Annotated in this window: 19 protein-coding genes and 1 other RNA gene; 11 read left to right on the plus strand and 9 right to left on the minus strand. The window is 60.5% G+C overall.

Annotated elements, in window-relative coordinates:
- Positions 1-92 precede the first annotated feature (92 nt).
- The 4 genes from sleB to cshA form a co-directional block, all read right to left on the minus strand.
- A complete protein-coding gene (sleB, locus tag FE782_RS02580; RefSeq protein WP_238392309.1) occupies positions 93-887 on the minus strand; it encodes a spore cortex-lytic enzyme in 795 nt (264 codons plus the stop codon).
- A 78-nt stretch (positions 888-965) separates the two neighbouring features.
- A non-coding RNA gene (gene ssrS / locus FE782_RS02585) (6S RNA) lies at positions 966-1144 on the minus strand.
- A 70-nt stretch (positions 1145-1214) separates the two neighbouring features.
- Positions 1215-1988 (minus strand): YesL family protein, encoded by a 774-nt coding sequence (locus FE782_RS02590; protein WP_138192181.1) that lies wholly within the window; start codon positions 1986-1988, stop codon positions 1215-1217.
- Positions 1989-2117: 129 nt separating this feature from the next.
- Positions 2118-3755: a degradosome RNA helicase CshA gene (cshA, locus tag FE782_RS02595; RefSeq protein ID WP_138192183.1), complete on the minus strand. Its 1638-nt coding sequence runs from the start codon at positions 3753-3755 to the stop codon at positions 2118-2120.
- 256 nt (positions 3756-4011) lie between these two features.
- On the opposite strand from cshA, the gene FE782_RS02600 reads away from it, so the two are divergent.
- The 6 genes from FE782_RS02600 (at position 4012) to FE782_RS02625 (ending at position 10780) form a co-directional block, all read left to right on the plus strand.
- The gene (locus FE782_RS02600; RefSeq protein ID WP_138192185.1) at positions 4012-4842 is read left to right on the plus strand and encodes a YitT family protein; all 831 of its coding nucleotides are present in this window, start codon (positions 4012-4014) and stop codon (positions 4840-4842) included.
- 406 nt (positions 4843-5248) lie between these two features.
- The gene (locus FE782_RS02605; protein ID WP_138192187.1) at positions 5249-6331 is read left to right on the plus strand and encodes a BMP family ABC transporter substrate-binding protein; all 1083 of its coding nucleotides are present in this window, start codon (positions 5249-5251) and stop codon (positions 6329-6331) included.
- A 136-nt stretch (positions 6332-6467) separates the two neighbouring features.
- Entirely contained in the window at positions 6468-8009 is a 1542-nt protein-coding gene (locus FE782_RS02610; protein ID WP_138192189.1) for an ABC transporter ATP-binding protein, read from the plus strand.
- A complete protein-coding gene (locus FE782_RS02615) occupies positions 8006-9079 on the plus strand; it encodes an ABC transporter permease (protein ID WP_138192191.1) in 1074 nt (357 codons plus the stop codon). The genes FE782_RS02610 and FE782_RS02615 overlap by 4 nt, the downstream gene beginning before the upstream one ends.
- Positions 9080-10033, plus strand: coding sequence for an ABC transporter permease (locus FE782_RS02620; protein WP_138192193.1), 954 nt, complete (start codon positions 9080-9082; stop codon positions 10031-10033).
- 399 nt (positions 10034-10432) lie between these two features.
- Positions 10433-10780, plus strand: coding sequence for a DUF2512 family protein (locus FE782_RS02625; protein ID WP_158299225.1), 348 nt, complete (start codon positions 10433-10435; stop codon positions 10778-10780).
- A gap of 178 nt (positions 10781-10958) precedes the next feature.
- Here the strand turns inward: FE782_RS02625 and FE782_RS02630 are convergent, their stop codons facing one another.
- Entirely contained in the window at positions 10959-12128 is a 1170-nt protein-coding gene (locus FE782_RS02630; protein WP_138192197.1) for an MFS transporter, read from the minus strand.
- 174 nt (positions 12129-12302) lie between these two features.
- Here FE782_RS02630 and FE782_RS02635 point away from each other — a divergent pair, with 174 nt between their 5' ends.
- The 4 genes from FE782_RS02635 to FE782_RS02650 all read left to right on the plus strand — a co-directional run bounded on the left by FE782_RS02635 (position 12303) and on the right by FE782_RS02650 (position 16034).
- Entirely contained in the window at positions 12303-13475 is a 1173-nt protein-coding gene (locus FE782_RS02635) for a putative glycoside hydrolase (RefSeq protein ID WP_138192199.1), read from the plus strand.
- Between the two features lie 280 nt (positions 13476-13755).
- Positions 13756-15126 carry a multi antimicrobial extrusion protein MatE gene (locus tag FE782_RS02640; RefSeq protein ID WP_138192201.1) on the plus strand — a complete coding sequence of 457 codons (1371 nt, stop codon included), beginning with the start codon at positions 13756-13758 and terminating at the stop codon, positions 15124-15126.
- Positions 15127-15178: 52 nt separating this feature from the next.
- Entirely contained in the window at positions 15179-15376 is a 198-nt protein-coding gene (locus FE782_RS02645; RefSeq protein ID WP_138192203.1) for a hypothetical protein, read from the plus strand.
- Positions 15377-15494: 118 nt separating this feature from the next.
- Positions 15495-16034 carry a PIN domain-containing protein gene (locus FE782_RS02650; RefSeq protein WP_138192205.1) on the plus strand — a complete coding sequence of 180 codons (540 nt, stop codon included), beginning with the start codon at positions 15495-15497 and terminating at the stop codon, positions 16032-16034.
- 70 nt (positions 16035-16104) lie between these two features.
- Here FE782_RS02650 and pfkA read toward each other — a convergent pair whose 3' ends face one another.
- Genes pfkA through FE782_RS02670 form a run of 4 tightly spaced genes read right to left on the minus strand, consistent with a single transcriptional unit; the run spans position 16105 to position 19116 of the window.
- Positions 16105-17070, minus strand: coding sequence for a 6-phosphofructokinase (gene pfkA / locus FE782_RS02655; RefSeq protein WP_138192207.1), 966 nt, complete (start codon positions 17068-17070; stop codon positions 16105-16107).
- Between the two features lie 28 nt (positions 17071-17098).
- Positions 17099-18160, minus strand: coding sequence for a tetraprenyl-beta-curcumene synthase family protein (locus FE782_RS02660; RefSeq protein ID WP_138192426.1), 1062 nt, complete (start codon positions 18158-18160; stop codon positions 17099-17101).
- 46 nt (positions 18161-18206) lie between these two features.
- Positions 18207-18743 carry a hypothetical protein gene (locus tag FE782_RS02665; RefSeq protein WP_138192209.1) on the minus strand — a complete coding sequence of 179 codons (537 nt, stop codon included), beginning with the start codon at positions 18741-18743 and terminating at the stop codon, positions 18207-18209.
- Positions 18744-18786: 43 nt separating this feature from the next.
- On the minus strand, positions 18787-19116 hold the full coding sequence (locus tag FE782_RS02670; protein WP_138192211.1) for a hypothetical protein: 330 nt from the start codon (positions 19114-19116) through the stop codon (positions 18787-18789).
- A 164-nt stretch (positions 19117-19280) separates the two neighbouring features.
- Between FE782_RS02670 and FE782_RS02675 the strand changes: the two genes are divergently transcribed.
- Positions 19281-19928: a nitroreductase family protein gene (locus FE782_RS02675; protein ID WP_138192214.1), complete on the plus strand. Its 648-nt coding sequence runs from the start codon at positions 19281-19283 to the stop codon at positions 19926-19928.
- The last annotated feature ends 128 nt before the right edge of the window (positions 19929-20056 follow it).

A 20056-nucleotide genomic window follows, 5' to 3' on the forward strand; every position in this document is an offset into this window, starting at 1 on the left:
AAACTACTTTAACCATCTTACCACTACTTGGCACGATCCGGCAAACCGGAATCCGGAAAAAAATCGGCGACGAACGTCGACAAGAGGCTCCGCTACATACAGAAAATGTGTTTCCCGATCCGTTTAATCTGCGGCCGGCTCCAAATCCACTTCGACGTCGCGGTCACCGGATTGAAATAATACATCGCGCCGCCGGACGGGTCCCAGCCGTTCAACGCGTCGTTGACGGCCTTGTGCGCCGACTCGTTCGGCTCGAGCCAAATTTGACCGTCGTCGACCGCGGTGAACGCCCCCGGTTGGAAGACGACGCCCGAGATCGTGTTCGGGAACGCCGGGTTGTTAATGCGGTTGAGCACGACGGCGGCGACGGCGACTTGCCCTTCGTACGGCTCCCCGCGCGCTTCGCCGTGGACGGTTCGCGCGAGGATCATCAGGTCCTCGCGGCTGAAGCCGGACGTCGACTTCGTCGGCGACCCGGCGCTCGCGTTGCGCCTCGGCGCGCTGCCGCCGGCGACGTATTCGGCCAAGTACGAAGAGTTCCACCCTTTCGTTGCGTTGCCCAGCTTCAGCTTCGTCTGCGGGCCGACCCGTCCGTCCGCCGGCAGGCCGAACTCGCGTTGGAAGCCGACGACCGCCGTTCGCGTGCCGCTGCCGAAGCTGCCGTCGACGATGCCCCCATAGAACCCTAGGAACCGCAGCCGCGACTGCAGCTCCGCGACGTCGTCCCCGGTATCGCCCTGCTCCATGATCCAATACCATTCCGCGAACGAAAGAATCGGCTGCGGCGCGACGGCGACGCCGGCCGCGAGCAGCGCGGCGCACATCGCCACCTTAACCAACCAAAAAAGGCGGCCTCTCGGCCGCCGCGAACGTTCCTGTTCCTTCATCAGTTCCGCCTCCCGAGTCATGCTGTCGTCCCCTTAGTATGTAAAAATCGGGCGAACGTATGCATGATTCAAGGCACAAAAAAACCCGCCTATGCCGTTGGAAATCTGTTTCGAAACCTGCTATCGCAGGTGGGTGTCCGCAGCGCGCTTTTGACGTCCCTTCGCGAGGGCATGCCAGCCACGACGACCATATGAGACTCCCGGGAAACAATCATTGGTTCAAAACAAATATTCCGTAACGTACATCGCAGGTTGTTTTGTTGTAGCTTTATTATATCCATATCCGGAGGGAAAGTAAACGGAACATCCCGGTACTTTCGCTCGAATTTACCGGCCGGCTTGACCGTTCTCCGCATCGGCCTCCGCCGCCGCTTGTTCCGCCTGCTCCGCGCGCTTCGCCTCGAGCTCTTCCTGCTTCGTCATGATCTTGCGGAAGCCGTTGTGGAAGTGCCAGAACGTCACGATCGCGATCAGGCTGCCCGTGAAGAACGGCAGCAGGAACGTAAATTGGAAAATGCTGATGTACAGCACGACGACGTTCGAGACGCCGATCAGCACCGTACGAACCGGTTGACCGATCGTAATGAGCAGCGCGTTCTTGATTAATTGAAGCGTCTTCATATGCAGGTGCACGATAATGCAGAAGAAGTTGAACACCGCGAGGAACGCCATGACCGTCAGCGCGATGAACAAGTACGCCAGCAGACCGGTATACCCCGTCTGTCCCGCATAGAAGCGGAAATTAAAAAACAGGACGGTCAGCAGCACCATAAAGAAAATGCCGCCGATCATGCTCTGTAGATAATTCTCCTTATACGACCGGAAGAACGTCTTCAGCAGCGGGACGTCCCCGTCTCCCGTCACCCACTTGCGCGCGAGCGCGAACATCGCGGACGTCGACGGAAACAGCGTGAACGGCGCGAGGACGGCGATCGCCAGCAAGAACGCCTGAACCTGCTGTTCGTCCGTCGCGACGAACAAGTTCAGCACGAAGAAAAATACAGGGAACGCCGTAACAATCCACAATACGTTGGTCACCGACAAGCGCATGATCCACTCCGAGATGCGATAAAACCCGCCCATCAGTCCGCGAAATTCCACGTAGCAACCTCTCCTGCCAAGTTTTCTTCTATCATACACTTCGTGAAGGGCGAGTCACAAGGGAATGTCCGAAAAAGCGGAAAAGAAACCGCTCCGGGAAAACTCCGGAGCGGTTTCGTTCCCTGCTTCTTATTGATCCCCGCCGCCGTCGTCGCTGCGGGAACGCGTGCCCGCGCCGACCGGACGACGTCCGCCGTAGTTCGGACGGTCGCCGTACCCGCCGTTGCCGCCGTTCCGGCTGCTGCCGCCGCCATAGCCGCCGCGATCGCCGCCGCCGTACCCGCCGCGATCGCCGCCGCCGCCGTAACGGCGCTCGCCGCCGCCACCGCCGCCGTAGCGACGCTCGCCGCCGCCGCTGCGACCGCCGTAGCCGCCGCCGCCGTACCCGCCGCCTACGCGGCGACCGGAGCCGCGTACGTCCGGCTTGCGCTTCTTCGCGCGAATCGGATCTTCCGGCGTGAGCGCGACTTCGACGTCTTTCTTCTCGCCGCCCGTGAGCAGCTTCATCGCCGCCGCGATCAAGTGCACGCTGTCGAATTGCTCCAGCATCTGAATCGCCGTGCCCTTGAATTCGTTGAAATCTTCGTTCTGCACGATTTCAAGGATGCGCTCCGCCACGATCTTCTGCTTGCCTTCGATCGCCTCGGCGATCGTCGGCACGTTCCGCTTCGGAATCTTATGGCGCGTAATCTTCTCGATGAAGTGCAGGTGGTCGATCTCGCGAGGCGTGACGAACGACCAAGCGGTGCCTTCCTTGCCGGCGCGGCCCGTACGGCCGATCCGGTGCACGTAGGATTCCGGATCCTGCGGCAAATCGAAATTGATGACGTGCGTGACGCCCGAGACGTCGAGGCCGCGCGCCGCGACGTCCGTCGCCACGAGCACGTCGATGCTTCCGTCGCGGAACTTCCGCATGACGGCGTCGCGCATGTTCTGGGACAGGTCGCCGTGCAGACCGTCCGCGGAATAGCCGCGCTTCTGCAGCGCCTCGGACAGCTCGTCGACGCGGCGCTTCGTCCGGCCGAAGATGATCGCGAGCTCCGGCGACTCCATGTCGAGCAAGCGGCACAGCGCGTCGAATTTACCGCGTTCGTGCACCTCGATGTAAGACTGCTGGATGAGCGGCGCGCTCACTTGCTTCGGAACGACCGAGACGTGCTTCGGATTTTTCAAGAACTGCTGCGCAAGTCGCTGAATGTTCGACGGCATCGTCGCCGAAAACAGCATCGTCTGCCGCTCTTCGGGCACGGACGTAAGGATCGCCTGGATATCCTCCAAGAAGCCCATGTCGAGCATCTCGTCGGCTTCGTCGAGCACGACGAAACGAACGTCGTCGAGCTTCAGCGTTTTCCGATTAATGTGATCCTGCAGACGCCCCGGCGTACCGATGACGACTTGCGGCCCAGGCCGCTTCTTCAACGCCCGGATTTGCCGGCCGATGTCTTGACCGCCGTAGATCGGCAGCGTGTTGATCCCTTTAAACCGTGCCAGCTTGCCGATTTCGTCGGCGACCTGGATCGCGAGTTCCCGCGTCGGACACATGATGAGAGCGGCGACCTTCTCTTCGGACGGGTCGATCGTCTGGATGAGCGGAATCGCGAACGCCGCCGTCTTCCCCGTGCCGGTTTGCGCTTGGCCGATCAAGTCGCGGCCTTCGAGCGCGATCGGAATCGCCTTCTCCTGGATCGGGGTCGACTCCTCGAACCCCATCTCCGTGATGGCCCTAAGGACTTTCGCCTCCAGGCCGAATTCGCTGAACGTTTTCAAATTTGCTTCAAACTCCTTTACCAATATGGTCTGCGAACGATACTCTTAAGCCGCTTCAGACCAGACACGCAGGTACTTCTCCCTCGAGCCGAATTTCCATTAGACCGGGCACACTACCCGAAAAAAAAGCATTTTCCTATGCGGAAAATACTAGCGCACTTAAGAATATAACCCCTATTATAGCATATGAAAAGTTTTCATTTCCAGTTTGGCGGAATGGGAAACGTCTCATAATAATTCTAGAGGTGACATTCAAGTGACGACACGGGCAAGAACGGTTCGGGAGTGCCTATCCATCATCGGCGGGGCCGTCCTGATCGCGGCAGGTTTCAACGGGTTCCTGATCCCCCACCAGCTGTTAAGCGGCGGAGTGTCCGGCATCTCCATGCTGATCGGATACGTTGCGCATTGGAATATCGGATGGTTATATCTTGTGTTAAATCTGCCCCTTTTTATTTGGGGGTGGGTGCTTATCGGCAAGCGCTTCGTGGTCCTCAGCTTCCTCTCCGTCATCGCGACCGTCGTCGCGATGCAGCTCATCCCCGAGACCCGGTTCAATCAGGACCCGACGATCGCGTCCGTCTTCGGCGGCGTCCTCGTCGGCATCGGCACGGGCTTGTCGTTCCGCGCGGGAGGCTCGACGGGCGGCTTCGATATCATCGGCTCTATCGTGCTGCGCAAGTACGATTTCCCTTTAGGCGAGTTTCTATTCGGACTTAACGGGGTCGTCATCGTCGCGCTAGGGCTCATGGAACGCAATTGGGATTTGGCATTATATTCGACCGTCTCGATCTTTGTCACCGGCAAGGTGATCGACGTCGTGCATACGAGGCATGTGAAAATCACGGCGTTCATCGTCTCGACCAAGAAAGACGAGATGCTCGCGAAGCTGTTGGCCGTGCCGCGCGGCGTCACCGTCATCAAGACCCAGGGCGGATATTCCCAGAGCGATAACCACATGCTCATGACGGTAACGACGCGATACGAGCTTCAAGGATTGCTGAAGACGGTGCGCGACATCGACCCGAACGCGTTCGTCAATATGGTCGAAACGGTAGGCGTCATGGGCTTGTTCCGCAGAGAATAACGTTCACGAATCCGCCTTGAATGACATGCGCCTGACGTCATCGCGTAGGCTCCAGGGGATTTTTTCGCGCCGCCGGGACTAACCATAGGTCAATAAAGGGATGAAAATGAGGAAAAGGCGAACGTTATCTTTAAGTCATTCGGAAACATTCGTGTTTTCCCCGGATTTTTTCTCGAATGCTGTCGACTTTCCGTTCTTGTAAAAGAAAAAATGTATAGTATAATAACCACTGTACAAATCATTGTTGTTCCCATTGCATGACCAACGAATCAGGAGGTGTGAACCACTCTTTTTCGCATAATTGCTTACATACCAGCGAATGATGTAGGTAGCTTTTTCGGGAACGACTCCAACTCATGTGCTTAACCAAAATTTTTATAATTTCTAAACGGGGGTAATGGATTCAATGAAAAAATGGCTTTCGCTTACGATGATTTTCACGCTCGCGGCGACGATGCTCGCGGCTTGCGGCGGCGGCAACGCCGAGCAACCGGCGGACGAGACGCCTGCGGCGGAGCAGCCTGCGGCCGAGACGCCGGCAGCCGAAACTCCTGCGGCCGAACAACCGGCGAAGAGCGACATCAAGATCGGTATGGTCACGGACTTCGGCGGCGTTAACGATAACTCGTTCAACCAGTCCGCTTGGGAAGGCTTGAAGGCATTCGGGGACGCATCCGGAATTGAATACAACTATTTGCAATCTGCGCAAGATTCGGATTACATTCCGAACCTGAACCAATTCGTACAAGAAGGTTGGGACCTTATCTGGGGGATCGGCTTCCTGCTGCAAGACGCGATGCTCGAAGTCGCGAACCAAAACCCGGACGCGAAATTCGCGATCATCGACGGCGTCGTCGACGCTCCGAACGTCGCATCCGTCACGTTCAAAGAGCATGAGGGCGCGTTCCTCGTCGGCGTCGTCGCCGGTCTCATGACCGAGTCGAACAAGATCGGCTTCGTCGGCGGCATCGACATTCCGGTCATCCAGCGCTTCGAAGCGGGCTTCCGCGAAGGCATCAAAGCGGTGAACCCGGACGCGGAAGTCATCGAGAACTACACTGGCTCCTTCGCGGCCGCGGACCAAGGCAAAGCGGCTGCCGCCACGATGTACAACCAAGGCGCGGACATCATCTTCCACGCGGCCGGCGCGACGGGCGACGGCGTATTTAACGAAGCGCAAGAGCAAAAGGCCGCAGGCAAGAACGTCTGGGTCATCGGCGTAGACAAGGACCAATCGATCACGTTCGGCAACGAAATCACGCTCACGTCGATGATGAAGCGCGTCGATCAAGCGATGCAGACGGTTTCCCAATCGCTCGTAGACGGTTCCTTCACGCCGGGCATCGTCAACCTCGGCATCGCGGAGAACGGCGTCGGCCTTCCGGAGAACAACCCGAACGTTCCGGCGGACGTGCTCGCGAAGGTGCAAGAGTTCAGCGACAAGATCAAGAACGGCGAAATCGTCGTACCGGAAACGCCGGTTGAATAAGCGACGCCGGTACGCAATTCCATAAGCATCCATCAAACGAGAAGGCTAGTTTGCGCTAGCCTTTTTGTTTGTTACAATGGCTTCACAGGTACCGCGTTACGAATCGATTCTTGTATGTTCTAGGGGTGAAACTCGAATGGCCCAAACGCCGAATTTCGTAGTCGAGATGATCGGCATTACGAAGCGGTTTCCCGGGATCGTCGCGAACGACGATATCCACCTGCGCGTGAAGAAGGGCAGCATCCACGCGCTGCTCGGCGAGAACGGCGCCGGCAAGTCGACGCTGATGAACATCTTGTTCGGCTTGTATCAGCCCGACGAAGGCGAAATCCGGATCAACGAAAAGCCGGTCGCCATTACGAATCCGAACGTCGCCGGCGAGCTCGGCATCGGCATGGTGCACCAGCACTTCATGCTCGTCCATAACTTTACCGTCACGGAAAACATCATGTTAGGCGCGGAGAAGACGAAGAACGGCATTCAGCTCGACCAGCGCAAAGCCGCCGAGGAAGTGCGGGCGCTGTCGCAGAAATACGGCCTCGCCGTCGATCCCGACGCCCTGATCGAGGACATCTCCGTCGGACAGCAGCAACGCGTGGAAATTTTGAAAACGTTGTATCGCGGCGCCGACATTCTCATTTTCGACGAACCGACCGCCGTCCTTACCCCGCAAGAAATCCAGGAACTGCTGGCGATCATGAAGTCGCTGGTCGCTTCGGGCAAGACGATTATCCTCATTACGCATAAGCTCAAGGAAATCATGCAGGTTTGCGACACGGTAACGATCATTCGGCGCGGCAAGGTCGTCGATTCGCTGCCCGTCGCGGGAAGCAATCCCGACGAATTGGCCGAGAAGATGGTCGGCCGCGAAGTCAGCTTCCAGGTTCAGAAGAAGGACACGGTTTATACCGAGACGATGCTCGAGGCGCGGAACGTCACGCTCGCCGACGATCGCGGCGTTAAAGCGTTGGACGGGCTGTCGTTCGAGCTGCGCGCGGGCGAAATTTTCGGCATCGCGGGCGTCGACGGCAACGGCCAGAAGGAGCTCGTCGAAGTGCTTACGGGACTGTCGAAGCCGACCGGCGGCGAAGTGCTGCTCAAGGGGAAGCCGATCGCCGGCGCCTCTCCTCGCTCGATTTCCGAAGCGGGCGTCGGATACATTCCGGAGGACCGCCACAAGCGCGGCCTCGTGCTCGACTTCGACATCGGGGAGAACATGGCGCTGAAGGATTATTACGCGCCGAAGTTTTTGAAGTCCGGCCTGCTCCAGTACGGCCGAATTTACGAGAAGGCGCGGGAGCTTATCCGCCAGTTCGACGTGCGTACGCCCGACGAACGGACGAAGGCGCGCGCGCTCTCCGGCGGCAATCAGCAGAAGATCATCATCGCCCGCGAGGTCGACGCGAATCCGGACGTGCTGATCGCCGCCCAGCCGACGCGGGGGCTCGACGTCGGCGCGATCGAATTCATTCACCGCCGTCTCGTCGAGCAGCGGGACCAAGGCAAGGCGGTCCTGCTTATCTCGCTCGAGCTGGAAGAGATCATGTCGCTGTCCGACCGAATCGGCGTCATCTATGAAGGGAAGCTGGTCGGCATCGTCGAGCCGTCGAAGACGGACGAGAAGGAGCTCGGTCTCATGATGGCCGGCGCGAACGCGAAGGAGGGAGCGGCGCGATGAACGCGAAAGAACGTAATACCGACGTCTTCTTCCTGCCGCTGATCGCCATCGTCCTCGGCCTCGCGCTCGGCGCGGTCATCATGCTGCTAGGCGGCTACGATCCGATCGCCGCTTACCGGGCGCTGCTCAATAAGGCGTTCGGCAGCATGTACAACTTCGGGGAGACGATCCGCCAAATTACGCCGCTCATCCTGACGGGTCTCGCCGTCGCCTTCGCGTTCCGAACGGGCCTGTTCAACATCGGCGCCGAAGGACAGTTTCTCGTCGGCTCGTTGGCGTCGCTCTACGTCGGCGTCGAATGGACGTTCCTGCCGACGGTGCTGCACGCCGCCGCGGCCGTCGCCGCCGGCGCGCTCGCGGGCGCGTTCTGGGGCGCCCTCGTCGGCTACGCCAAGGCGAAGCGCGGCGTTCACGAGGTCATCACGTCGATCATGCTGAACTGGATCGCGCTCTTCTTCGTGAATTACATGGTCAAGACGTTCTTCCTGCCGGCCGGCCAGCAGCGTTCGGTCGCCGTCGCGGAGACGTCGTACTTGAACATTCCGTTCGTCACCGAGCTGTTCAGCAACGCGCGGCTTAGCTTCGGCTTCGTCATCGCCCTGCTCTGCGCCGTGTTCTTCCATTATTACTTGTTCCGGACGAAGGGCGGCTTCGAGCTGCGAGCGGTCGGCTTCAATCGGCACGCCGCGCAGTACGCCGGCATGAACGTCAACGGCGGCATCGTCCGGGCGATGGCGATCAGCGGCGCGTTCGCCGGCATCGCCGGCGCCGTCGAGGTGCTCGGCGTGTTCCATTACCAGTCCGTGCTTACGGTATCGCCGGGGTACGGCTTCCAAGGCATCGCCGTCGCCATGATCGGCGGCACGGCCGCGTTCGGCACCGTGCTAGGCGCCGTCCTGATGGGCATCCTAACGTTCGGAGCGGCCGGCATGAAGTTCGGCGCGAACGTACCGCCGGAGCTCGTCAACATCGTCATCGCGTTGATTATCTTCTTCCTGGCGGCGAGCGGCATCATCAAGCCGGTGACGCGTTGGTTTCGCGCCCGGAAGCAGCGGAAGGAGGCGGCCTAGATGAGCGGCTGGGACATCGGCAGCGACTTAATTCATATCACCCTCGTGTACGCTACGGCGCTTATGTTCGGCGCGCTCGGCGGCCTCTGGTCCGAACGATCCGGCGTCGTCAACATCGCCATCGAAGGCATGATGACGATCGGCGCCTTCACCGGCGCGGTCGTCACCTACTTCGCCGGCTCGCCGTGGATCGGCTTCATCGCCGCGGCCGTCGCGGGCGCGATCTTCGCGCTGCCGCATGCCGTCGCGTCCGTCACGTATAAGGCCGATCAGACGATCAGCGGGGTGGCGCTCAACTTCCTCGCGGTCGGACTCGGCTTATACCTGACGAAGCTGATTTTCGACGGCCAGGGCCAATCGCCGAACCTGGCGAGCGGCGGCACGAGCTTAATGATCGCGAAAGTGCAAATCCCGTTCCTATCGGACATCCCGTTTTTCGGGCACGCCTTCTTCGAAGCGTACCCGACGACGTACATCGTCCTCGCGCTCATGCTCGTCACATGGTATATCTTGTTCAAGACGCCGTGGGGCCTTCGGATCCGCGCCGTCGGGGAACACCCGAAGGCGGCCGATACAGCCGGCGTGAACGTCTACCTCGTCCGTTATATGGCCGTGCTGACGAGCGGCGCGTTCGCCGCCATGGGCGGCGCGACGCTGGCGCTCACGACGACGGCGAGCTTCTCGCATTCGACGGTGGCGGGCCAAGGCTACATCGCTCTGGCGGCGCTCATCTTCGGAAAGTGGCATCCGATCGGCGCCGTCGCGGCCGCAGCCTTCTTCGGCGTCGTGACCGCCGTCAAATTCTTGCTTCCGTACATCGGGCTCGGACACGTGCCGCTGGACATCATCTCCATGCTGCCGTACGCGCTGACCTTGATCGTGCTCGTGTCCTTCATCGGACGCGCCACGGCGCCGCTGGCGTCGGGCGTGCCGTACGAGAAGGGCTCCCGGTAACGTTAGTAAGGGGGCTGTCCCAAAAGTGGGTAAAATCCACTTACGAGTAGCCATCCACCTATGAAAAAACTTGAAAACGGTCGGTCAGGAGTGTTCTATTCCTGACCGACCGTTTTCTCACTTTTGGCAAGCAGGAAACGCCGGAATTACCGGTTGTTTTTCATTTCTTTGGTTGGCGGCGGGGAGCGATTTCTTTGCGTTTTTCTCACATTTCCTTGCTGTTCCAATTGGGTTTAACGACGACAGGCGGCTCATTCGGTTTTACGGAAGCGCGAGCCGGAACCCGCCCTTAAGTCATTTTACGACTTTTGGGACAGCCCCCTATTATTTCACGGCATAACGCCGACCTCCGAGTGGAACATTGAACATATGTCGTACACTCAGAAGGAGGACGCAAGCATGCTGCTTCGATTTCTCTTGAAGGCATTATTGAACGGCGTCATCGTCGTTCCGCTCTTGCTCTGGTTCGGTACGGTGATGTTCTGGGAAGCGGTCGCCGCGGCCGTCGTCTTAACCGTCATCGCCTATTTCATCGGCGACCGCGTCATTCTGCCGGCGACGAACAACTTGACGGCGACGATCGCGGACTTCGGACTGACGTACGTATACGTCTGGATGGTGGGCGCGTTCCTCGGCTGGAACGTATCGCTCGGCGAAACGTTCTGGATCGCCCTCGGCGTCGCGGCCGTAGAGCTGCTGTTTCACACGATGCTGCCGCAGAACGATTCCCCGCGGGTTAAGATTTGACGCAGCGAGGGCCTGTCTCCATGTTGGAGACAGGCCCTTGCTTCATGTAACGGGAAAAGCTCCCTCTAAATAAGACTCATCCCTGCAAAAAAACACATTACCGGGAAAAGCTCCCTCTATATCGACTCTTGGCCACTGTTTTTATAAGAACTCCCAGATTTACACGGAGCTTTTCCCGCTAAGTCCCACGACTGCCTCGCCGGAGCGTGCCCCGCTGCGCCGCATGCGTAAGCAGGAAGGCGACGCCCGCGATTCCCGCGACGACGGCCCCGATCATATAAGCGGATTCGTACCCGCCCCATCCTTCGATCCACCCCCCGAGCGTCCCGCTCGCCAGTCCCGTCACGCCGACGAACATCGCCGAGAGAATCGATTGGCCCGTCGAGCGGAACTCGTTCGGCACGATGCGGACGACGTAAGCGACCGCCGACACCCAGAACACGGCGTACGTGATCGAGTGGCTCGCCTGCATGACGAGCAGCAGCAGAGGATCGGTCGCCAGCGCGTAGACGATCCACCGGACGACGTACAGCAGCCCGACGACGCCGATAAGCGCCAGCTCGTGCACCTTGTGCAAGTACCGGTGCAGCAGCGCGAACGTCGGCACCTCGCTTAACGCGGCGATCGACCACGCCAATCCGACCATCTGCTCGCTCGCGCCCAGATCGCTCATATGGAGCCCGAGGAAGCCGTCGTTCATCCGATGCGGCAGCATCATCACGAAGACGAGCAAGAGGAACCAGAGCAACGGGCGGCTCCGGACGACGGTCGACAGCGACCGCAGCGTAATCGGCGGAGCGGACGCCTTCACATCCTTCAGCAGCGCGGCCAGGAGCATCGGGAACAGCCAGACCCCCCAATAAATCCACTTCAGATTGTCGACGCCGCCGATCGCGACCAGAATCGCCCCGGACAACGCCGCGAATATCGAAAATCCGATCGACCCCCACATGCGCACCGTGCCGTAGCTGACGCCGGCGTCGGTCGCCGAACGAATCGTCAGGGAGTCTAACAGCGGCGACGACGGCATAAGAAAGAAATACAGCAACGTCGTAAACAACAACGTGATCGGGAAGCCCGTTACGGTGAACAAGCCGATGCTGCATAGAAGCTGCAGCGACCATAACAGCAGGAGCACCCACTTCACGGTTTGGAACCGGTCGCTGACGTACCCCCACACCGGCTGGGCGACGATCGCTACGAACGGGCCGACCATAAGCAACAGACCGACCTCTACGGCGGTATATCCTTTGAAGGCGAAGTATAACGGCAAGTACGGCAGCAGCACGGCGTTAGAGCAATAGTAGAGCGCATTGAGCGCCTTCACGATGGCTAGTTGTCTGTTCAAGTCGGTCCATCCTATCCGCTGGTCATTTTCCATACATCCCTACATCCTACTCCATTCTCGAAAAAAAGAGAAGTTGCCCGCCCAACATTCGACGCCGTGGGACAAAAAACCACTGTGCCCCGCTCGAACCGTGTCATATAATGGGGACAGTGAACATTGGGGGAGTGCGTTGACATGGAAAGTATCATTGCCGTATTGCTGCTGCTGCTCGGCGGCGGCGCCGCGCAGACGAGCGCGTTGGAGCCGTCGCTGGACGACTGGATCCGGGCGACGGAGCAGGCGAGACAAGCGGCCGTTCACGCGGAGACCGGCTCGTCCGGCATTCCGATGATCGAGAAGGACGACCCCCAACCGGACGCCCCCGTCGTGAAGGGGGTATATGCGACCGCCCACAGCGCCGGCGGCGCGCGTCTCGAGACGCTGCTTACGCTCATCGACGACACCGAGCTCAACAGCCTCGTCATCGACGTGAAAGACGACTACGGTTACATTACGTACCCGACGCAAGACCCCGTGCTGCTCGAGATCGGCACCGCGAAGAACATTATCCGCGATCCTTCCGCCCTGCTTTCCCGTCTGGCGGAGCATGAGGCGTATCCGATCGCGCGCATCGTCGTGTTCAAGGATTCGGTGTTGGCCGAGAAGCGGCCGGACCTGTCGTTCGTGACGCCCGAAGGCGCCGTCTGGAAAAACGGACGCGGCGAGTCGTTCGTCAATCCGTACCGGAAGGAAGTATGGGAGTACAACGTGCAGGTGGCGAAGGAAGCCGCGAAGCTCGGTTTTAAAGAAATCCAGTTCGATTACGTGCGGTTCCCGGAAGGCTTCGAGAACAAGGCGGACGTCCTCGCCTACCATAAGGACGAACGCAAGCGGATCGAGGTCGTCGCCGACTTCGTGAAATACGCGCGGGAGCAGCTGTCGCCGTTGGGCGTCCGCGTCTCCGTCGACATCTTCGGGTACGCCGCGTCGGTTCCGGCCGCCGAAGGGATCGGGCAAGATTTCGAGCTCATCTCGAAATACGTGGACGTCATCTCGCCGATGGTATACCCGAGCCATTACTCGACCGGCTGGTTCGGCTCGAACGTTCCGGACGCGGCGCCGTACGTCACGATCGACGGCGCGATGAAGGATACGTTCAAGAAGCTGGAGCCGCTGGGTCCTTTTCAACCGATCGTACGGCCTTGGATCCAAGATTTCACCGCGTCGTGGGTGAAGGGCTACATTAAATACGGCAAGAAGGAAGTCGAAGAGCAGATTCGAGCGCTGAAGGATAACGGCATCGAAGAATTTATGCTGTGGAACGCGGTCAACCGCTACACCGAAGGCGTCGACTACGACTTGGAATAATCGAACGGACGGCGCTTCCCCCGCTTGATTGCGGCGAGGGGGGCGCCGTTCGGTTTGCCGCCGCGAACCGGGGTTACGAACCGGATCGGTAATAAGACGCCTTCGTCCCCCATTTCGAGCGAATCGGGCGGAGGCTTTCCCGTTCGTATGCCGATATTCGGGCCGTCGATGGAAGGGATGTTTTCCCGTTCAAGCCCCCCGCCCGGAGCCGATTCTGCTATAATGGAGAAATTGTATTCATTCAATAGTATACCAACGAGTAAGGGAGCGAGACGTACCGATGGGAGAAACCGCCGCAGCCGTAACGACACCGAATGCCTCCGCCCCGGGGACGAAGTCCGGCATTCCGACGATGAGCAGCCTCATGCGATTTTTCATCCCGCTCGGCTTCGCCGCCTGTCTCGTCAGCATCACCCACTCCATCATCCACTCCACGCTCTCGAAGGCGTCGAATCCAGAGATCGCCATCGCGGCGTACGCGCTCGGGGCGAGCTTGTTCGGCTTAACCGAGCGGCCGGCGGTGCTCGTTCGCCAGACCTGCTCCGCGCTCGTGCGCGACCGCGTGTCGTTCCGGGCGATGTCGGGCGTCACGTGGATCTTGATCGCGGCGACCGTCGCGTTCGGCGCGCTGATCTGCTACACGCCGGTCGGCGCCTTCGTATTTCGCGACGTATACGGCGTCGACGAAAGTCTCGTGCCGGCGATCGTGTCTGGCTACCAGTTCTTCATGTGGGTCAGCGTCTTCTCGGCGCTCCGTTGTTTGTACCACGGCGTCATCATTAGCCAGATGCGCACGAAGTGGGTGACGATCGGCATGATCGTCCGGCTCGCCGGCATGTTCGCGTTGTCGCAATATTTCGTTCGCACCGATACGGTCACCGGCGGCTGGGTCGGCGCGTTCATCTTCGCCGCCGGCATGCTGATCGAAGCCGGCGTCTGTTATTGGGAAGGCCGCACGCTGACGCGGAAGCTGCCGGAGCGCGTCGAGGACCACGGCATCACGTCCAAACGCCATATATTCGGCTTCTACCGGCCGCTGTTGTATTCGTCCTTCATCGTCATCGCCGTCGCTCCGGCGACGAACGCGCTGCTCGGCAAGACGCTCGACGTCGAACTGTCCATCGCCTCGTTCGCCGTAGCCTCCAGCGTGTTCGGCGTTATCATGAGCGTATTCACGTACATTCATCAGATCGTGTTGAATTTCTATCCGTCGTCGCCGCGGCTCGTCTTCCGCTTCCAACGATTCGTCGGCTTCGCGCCGGGACTGCTGACGGCGGCGATCTTCTTCACTCCGGCCGGCGCCTTCCTGCTGGACGAGGTCATGGGGCTGACCGGTCGGCTGCTGCCGGCGACGCTCGACGTCATGAAGGTGTACGCGCTGCTCGCCCTCGTCCTGCCGTGGGTCGACTTCGGCAACGGCTTCCTGATGCTGTTCCGCCGCACGCACGTCTTCATGTGGTCCCAAGCCGCCAACACCGCGGCCTCGCTGACCGTGCTCGTCTCGCTCGTCTTCTTCCTCCCGGAGTGGAACGGCGTCATCGGGCCGCTCGTCTTGACCGCCGGGTCCGCCGCCGAGCTGACGGTCGTCGCGACCGCGCTGTACCGCGCCCGCTGGGACATCGGGTGGGCGCGCCCCGCGCGCGGCAAGTAACCGACATATTTCTCCCCGTACTCTGGCAAAGCTAGTGTGGGGGGAATGCATCATGAGCAGACAGTTGCAGACGGACGCCCAGTTCGAGCGCGCGCTTCGTTCGCGGGCTTCCGTATACGCGAAGGACAAGCTTGGAGGCAATCTCGACTTCGTCGGCGCGCTGGACGCGTTCAATCCGATTTACGTGACCGTCTCCGGAGCCCGGCTGTTCCGCGGCGATTTCGAATTCGCGACGATCCATTCTCGCTAACGCCCCGCATGCCCCCGTTCTCCGCCGAGGACGAGGGCATTCGCCTGTCCGCGGCGGTCTCTGCCTTCATATCCTATAGCGAGCTACGACATAGGAAGAAGGAGACGAGGGGATCATCATGGAAAACGGGTTGAACCGTCGAGACCGCCATGCGATTCGCGATTGGATCGATACGCTGTCCGTCGCGCCGGGCGCCGGGAATCGGAAGGCTCCGGCGCTCGGGTACCCGTTGCTCGGCGCCGGCAAACATCGATTCGTCTTTGATATCGGAGACGGCCGCATTTTGAAGGTGGCCCGGGTGCCGAAAGGGATCGATTGCAACGCGCAGGAGGCGTCGCTGTATCGAAGAGCGCCGAGCGCGCTGCGAAAACATCTGTGCCCCGTGACGGCGGCCGGTCATGGCTGGGTCGTCATGAAGAAGATGACCCGGCCCGTGCCGAGCGGGCGCGTCTGCGATCGACAGCTGAAACGCGTCAGGGAGCTCGCCGACCGGTACGGCATCGCTATCTCGGACATCGTCGATCGGCGGACCGGCCGGCCGAGGCGGAACAACGTCCGCCTCGCGAAGGACGGCCGCGTCGTCCTCATCGACTACGCCAACGTGTACGCGGAGCGAAACCAGCTGGTCGCGTTCTTCCGCCGGGCGTTCGGCCGCTGATCCCGGACCGAAAAAAACAGGCCCCGCGTTCCGCTCGTTACGTTCGAGCGGCCGCGGGGCCTTCCTGCGTTTATTGCGATAATCGAAGCGCCAAATCGTACAAGTCCTTGTTGAACGGCTTCTTCGTGCTGACGACCTTCTCGATGTCGGTGGCGACGAGCTCGTTCTGGATGACGCCGACCGCCTTGCCGGAGTCGCCCGCGATCAAGCGGCGCACCGCGAAGTCGCCTAAGCGGCTTGCGAGAATTCGATCGTTGTGCGTCGGCGAGCCGCCGCGTTGGATATGACCGAGAACGGTCACCCGGCATTCGATGCCGCTCGATTCGGTGATGCGGTTGGCGATGTCTTCGCCCTTGCCCACGCCTTCGGCGACGAGGATGATGCTGTGCCGCTTGCCGCCGGCGAAGTGATGCTTCATCGAAGCCGAAATTTGGTCGAGATCGAACGGCATCTCCGGCACGAGGATCGCTTCGGCGCCGCTCGCAAGGCCCGCGTACAACGCGATATCGCCGCAATGGCGGCCCATGACCTCGACGACGGACGAACGTTCGTGCGACGTCATCGTATCGCGCAGCTTGTTCACCGCGTCGACGACGATGCCGACCGCCGTGTCGAAGCCGATCGTGATATCGGTGAACGGGATATCGTTGTCGATCGTGCCCGGGAGCCCCATCGTCTTGATGCCCTGCAGCCGAAGCTTGTTCGCGCCTTGATACGAGCCGTCGCCGCCGATGACGACGAGGCCGTCGATGCCGCGCTTGCGCAAGTTTTCCGCGCCGATCTGCTGCCCTTCGAGCGTCATGAACTCCTTCGAACGAGCCGTCTGCAGAATCGTGCCGCCTCGCTGAATGATATCGCCGACGCTGCGCAAATCCATCTCGCGGATGTCGTCGTGAATCAATCCGTGGTAGCCCCGCTGCACCGCGTACACCTTCAATCCGTGGAACAGCGCGCTGCGCACGACCGCTCGAACGGCCGCGTTCATCCCTTGGGAGTCTCCTCCGCTCGTTAATACCGCAATCGATTGTACAGACATGGTCTCTGCCATCCTTCCTTACCTCTGTTTAAGATCTGGCGTCTTGAATTTGCGGCCGGTCGATGCCTTGCCGCTTGCGGATCCATACGCTGTTCGCCCAGAAGAACATCCGCGTCAACGGGCTGTTCCGCATCAGCCGCTTCGTGACGCCGGCGACGTCCTCCTGCCGCCTCACCTTCGGATCCGATAAATACAACGCGAGCAGCCCTTCGACGATCATGCCGTGAAACCGCCGGTCGTCGAGCTCCCGTACGCGTTCCCTAGCCGTTCCGGCGATCCATTCGATGCGCTCCGCCGTCCGGCGGGCGTCGTCGAAATACTCGCAGAAGTTGAGGTCGCCCCCGATTCGATCCTCTTCCATGTCGATCAAGTAATCGAGCAGGATGTGAAGACCGCAGACGTACGGAAAATAGGCGTTCCGGGCGCGCTCCGCGCGCCCTTCCGTAACGCCCTCGCCCGCCGCGACGGCGAACAAATAAAACATGCCCAGCGTGGAGCCGGTCGCCGCGGCGAACTCGTTCCAGCCGAGCTCGGGGCACTTGTCCCGATGCGACGACCACCAGCCGGTCAGCGCCGGCTCGCGGTCCTCCCGGCGGATGTGCTTATGCACCTGCAAGTCGCCATACAGGCCGACCAGCTCCTTCACGTACGGCTTGACCGCGTCGTACGACGGCAGCGTCGCGATATTGTCGCGGCACGTCTCGACGAGGCGGCGCAAATATCCGCCGTCCTCCCGTTCCGCGCGCAGCTCGTAATAATCCGACAGCGGCAGCTCCGGGTCGACCGCTTCGTGCATCGCGAGATGCAGCTGGCGGAAGTCCGCCGCATCCATCGACGTCGACCGATCGCATAGGTTGTCCAAGTAATCGCTGATCGTCTGCAGCGCCACGATGAGCGGGATGAGGGCGCTCCGGCGCTCGGGACGCAATAGCGCGTAGACGGAGCCTCCTTCGCAATGGAACCGTTTCGTCGACAGGCTGGCGATCGCCTGCGTTCGCAGCTCCGCGTCGGGAATCGCGGATGCCTCCTCCGTCCACCGGTCCAGCTCCCGGGCGACTTCCGGGAGTACCTGCCGGTATACACGCAGCATGAGCGAGAGCGGCCCTCGCGGCGCGGCGCCCGCTTCGCGTCCGGAATCAATCAAGCGACGTACCTCCGAAGCATTGATGCAAGCAGTAGCGAGCGACGGCGGTCATCTCGGCGCGCTGCAGCCGCTCGAGCTTCCCGATTTCGGCCGCGTCGCCCCCTTGCAGGGCGCGTTCCACCGCCCGATTGAAGGCGGACGGATCCCAGCCGCCGCGGGCGACGAACGCTCCGCCGCCCTCCGCGAGCGCCGCTTCGCGGGCGATGTCCGCGTAACACGGATGCGCGCCGACGCGGCGAAACCAATAGTCCGCGTTCCAATAATCGCCTTCCATCCGATGCATAATGCCGTGAAGCAGACTGCCCGTCGGCGAATGCAGCTCCTGCGACAACGCATGGGAGCCGTCCAGATCGTCGTTCCACAGCAGCAGCGCGGAGCGAAGCGCCCTCGCCTCCGGCGCGTCCCCCGGGGTCAGCCGACGAATCGCAGCGGAAACCGCCTCGTCCGGCGGCCGCTTAGGCGACAGCTCCTGCGGCGGCTCACGGTCTGCGAGCGCGGAAATCAAGCCGCGCGCTTCCTCTATGCTCATGCGTACGCCTCCGTCCGTCCGGAAAATTCTCCAACCAGTATAGCTAATGATGGGCTTTCACCGCAACGTCTTGGTTTAAGCGGAAATATAAATGCAAATCGTTGATGCGGCTCGCCCGCTCCGCGATATCCCACGTCAAAGCGCAGACGACTTCGAAGTTTTCCTCGTCGTCGAGCCGCGCCTGCAGAGCGACGATTTCCCGCTCGAAGGCGAAGATGCGGTCCGGGATCGCACCGCGCACCGTCTCCCAATAATACAGTATGGCCGACTGCTCCGCCGCGGTAAACTCGGTCCATTCCCGCCGCAGCTCCGGCGTCGGGATTCCGAGGCGAGCGTCGAACGCGAAATGCGCTTCCGGCGCGAAAGGCTCCATGGTCTCCCTCCTTCTCCGCTGATTCCGCAATCGTTGTTATCCATCATATCACGTTCGATCGTCCGACAGAAGCGCGCTTGACGCCCTGTCACAGAACGTTATAATTGTGATATGGTATTAGTACCAACTACTAAAAATATGAAACCGTGAGGCGTGAATTTTTAATGTCCTATCCTTTAATTAAAGCCAACATGCACGAACGCAGAAGCGTGCGGAAATATACGGACGCGCCGGTCTCCGTCGAGGACATCCAAGAAATTATCGACTGCGCCCGCTACGCCCCGAGCGATACGAACTCTCAGACGTGGGAATTCGTCGTCGTGCTGAACCGCGAGAAGATCGCGCGCATCGAAGAGCTGACGTGGGAGGCGTTGAACCGCCGCGCGGCGGAAGCGACCGAGCGCGGGCTCGAGAAGGAAGCGCGCTTGCTCGTTCGTTCTTTCGGTCCGTACGCGACCGCGTTCCGGGACGCGCCGGCGCTGATCGTCTGCCTCGCCACGCCGTACGCGTCCAAGTTCCGCGAGAAAATCTTCGATCCGATCGGGCTCGTTCCCGACGAGGTATGGCGCGAAGAAGGCATCAAGTCGAGCTGCCTCGCCTCGCAAAACCTGATGCTCGCCGCGCATGCCCGAGGTCTCGCCACCTGCCCGATGACCGGTCCCGTCTTGCTCGCGGAGGAGGCGCTGAAGGAATACCTCGGCATTCGCGACGAAGCGCAGGTCAACATGGTCATCGCGCTTGGGGTACCGGCGGATACGCCCGCCAAGCTGCCGCGCAAGCCGGTGGAAGACATTCTTACGATTATCGAGTAAGACGGCAAGAAACCGTCCGGGACCATTCCCGGGCGGTTTCTTCATGTTCGGGCCTATGCATCGGAACCCCTTACCCGAACTAGGCGCACATGTGCGGTTATAGGCGGAAGATTCCGCTAATGTCGACC

Source organism: Paenibacillus antri (genome assembly GCF_005765165.1).
GTDB classification, from domain to species: Bacteria; Bacillota; Bacilli; order Paenibacillales; family YIM-B00363; genus Paenibacillus_AE; species Paenibacillus_AE antri.

Excerpts from the sequence above, each read along its gene's own strand:
- sleB (WP_238392309.1), bottom strand. The coding sequence starts at position 887 with ATGAAGGAACAGGAACGTTCGCGGCGGCCGAGAGGCCGCCTTTTTTGG.
- FE782_RS02605 (WP_138192187.1), top strand. The coding sequence starts at position 5,249 with ATGAAAAAATGGCTTTCGCTTACGATGATTTTCACGCTCGCGGCGACG.
- FE782_RS02610 (WP_138192189.1), top strand. The coding sequence starts at position 6,468 with ATGGCCCAAACGCCGAATTTCGTAGTCGAGATGATCGGCATTACGAAG.
- FE782_RS02615 (WP_138192191.1), top strand. The coding sequence starts at position 8,006 with ATGAACGCGAAAGAACGTAATACCGACGTCTTCTTCCTGCCGCTGATC.
- FE782_RS02620 (WP_138192193.1), top strand. The coding sequence starts at position 9,080 with ATGAGCGGCTGGGACATCGGCAGCGACTTAATTCATATCACCCTCGTG.
- FE782_RS02625 (WP_158299225.1), top strand. The coding sequence starts at position 10,433 with ATGCTGCTTCGATTTCTCTTGAAGGCATTATTGAACGGCGTCATCGTC.
- FE782_RS02635 (WP_138192199.1), top strand. The coding sequence starts at position 12,303 with ATGGAAAGTATCATTGCCGTATTGCTGCTGCTGCTCGGCGGCGGCGCC.
- FE782_RS02640 (WP_138192201.1), top strand. The coding sequence starts at position 13,756 with ATGGGAGAAACCGCCGCAGCCGTAACGACACCGAATGCCTCCGCCCCG.
- FE782_RS02645 (WP_138192203.1), top strand. The coding sequence starts at position 15,179 with ATGAGCAGACAGTTGCAGACGGACGCCCAGTTCGAGCGCGCGCTTCGT.
- FE782_RS02650 (WP_138192205.1), top strand. The coding sequence starts at position 15,495 with ATGGAAAACGGGTTGAACCGTCGAGACCGCCATGCGATTCGCGATTGG.
- pfkA (WP_138192207.1), bottom strand. The coding sequence starts at position 17,070 with ATGTCTGTACAATCGATTGCGGTATTAACGAGCGGAGGAGACTCCCAA.
- FE782_RS02660 (WP_138192426.1), bottom strand. The coding sequence starts at position 18,160 with ATGCTGCGTGTATACCGGCAGGTACTCCCGGAAGTCGCCCGGGAGCTG.
- FE782_RS02665 (WP_138192209.1), bottom strand. The coding sequence starts at position 18,743 with ATGAGCATAGAGGAAGCGCGCGGCTTGATTTCCGCGCTCGCAGACCGT.
- FE782_RS02670 (WP_138192211.1), bottom strand. The coding sequence starts at position 19,116 with ATGGAGCCTTTCGCGCCGGAAGCGCATTTCGCGTTCGACGCTCGCCTC.
- FE782_RS02675 (WP_138192214.1), top strand. The coding sequence starts at position 19,281 with ATGTCCTATCCTTTAATTAAAGCCAACATGCACGAACGCAGAAGCGTG.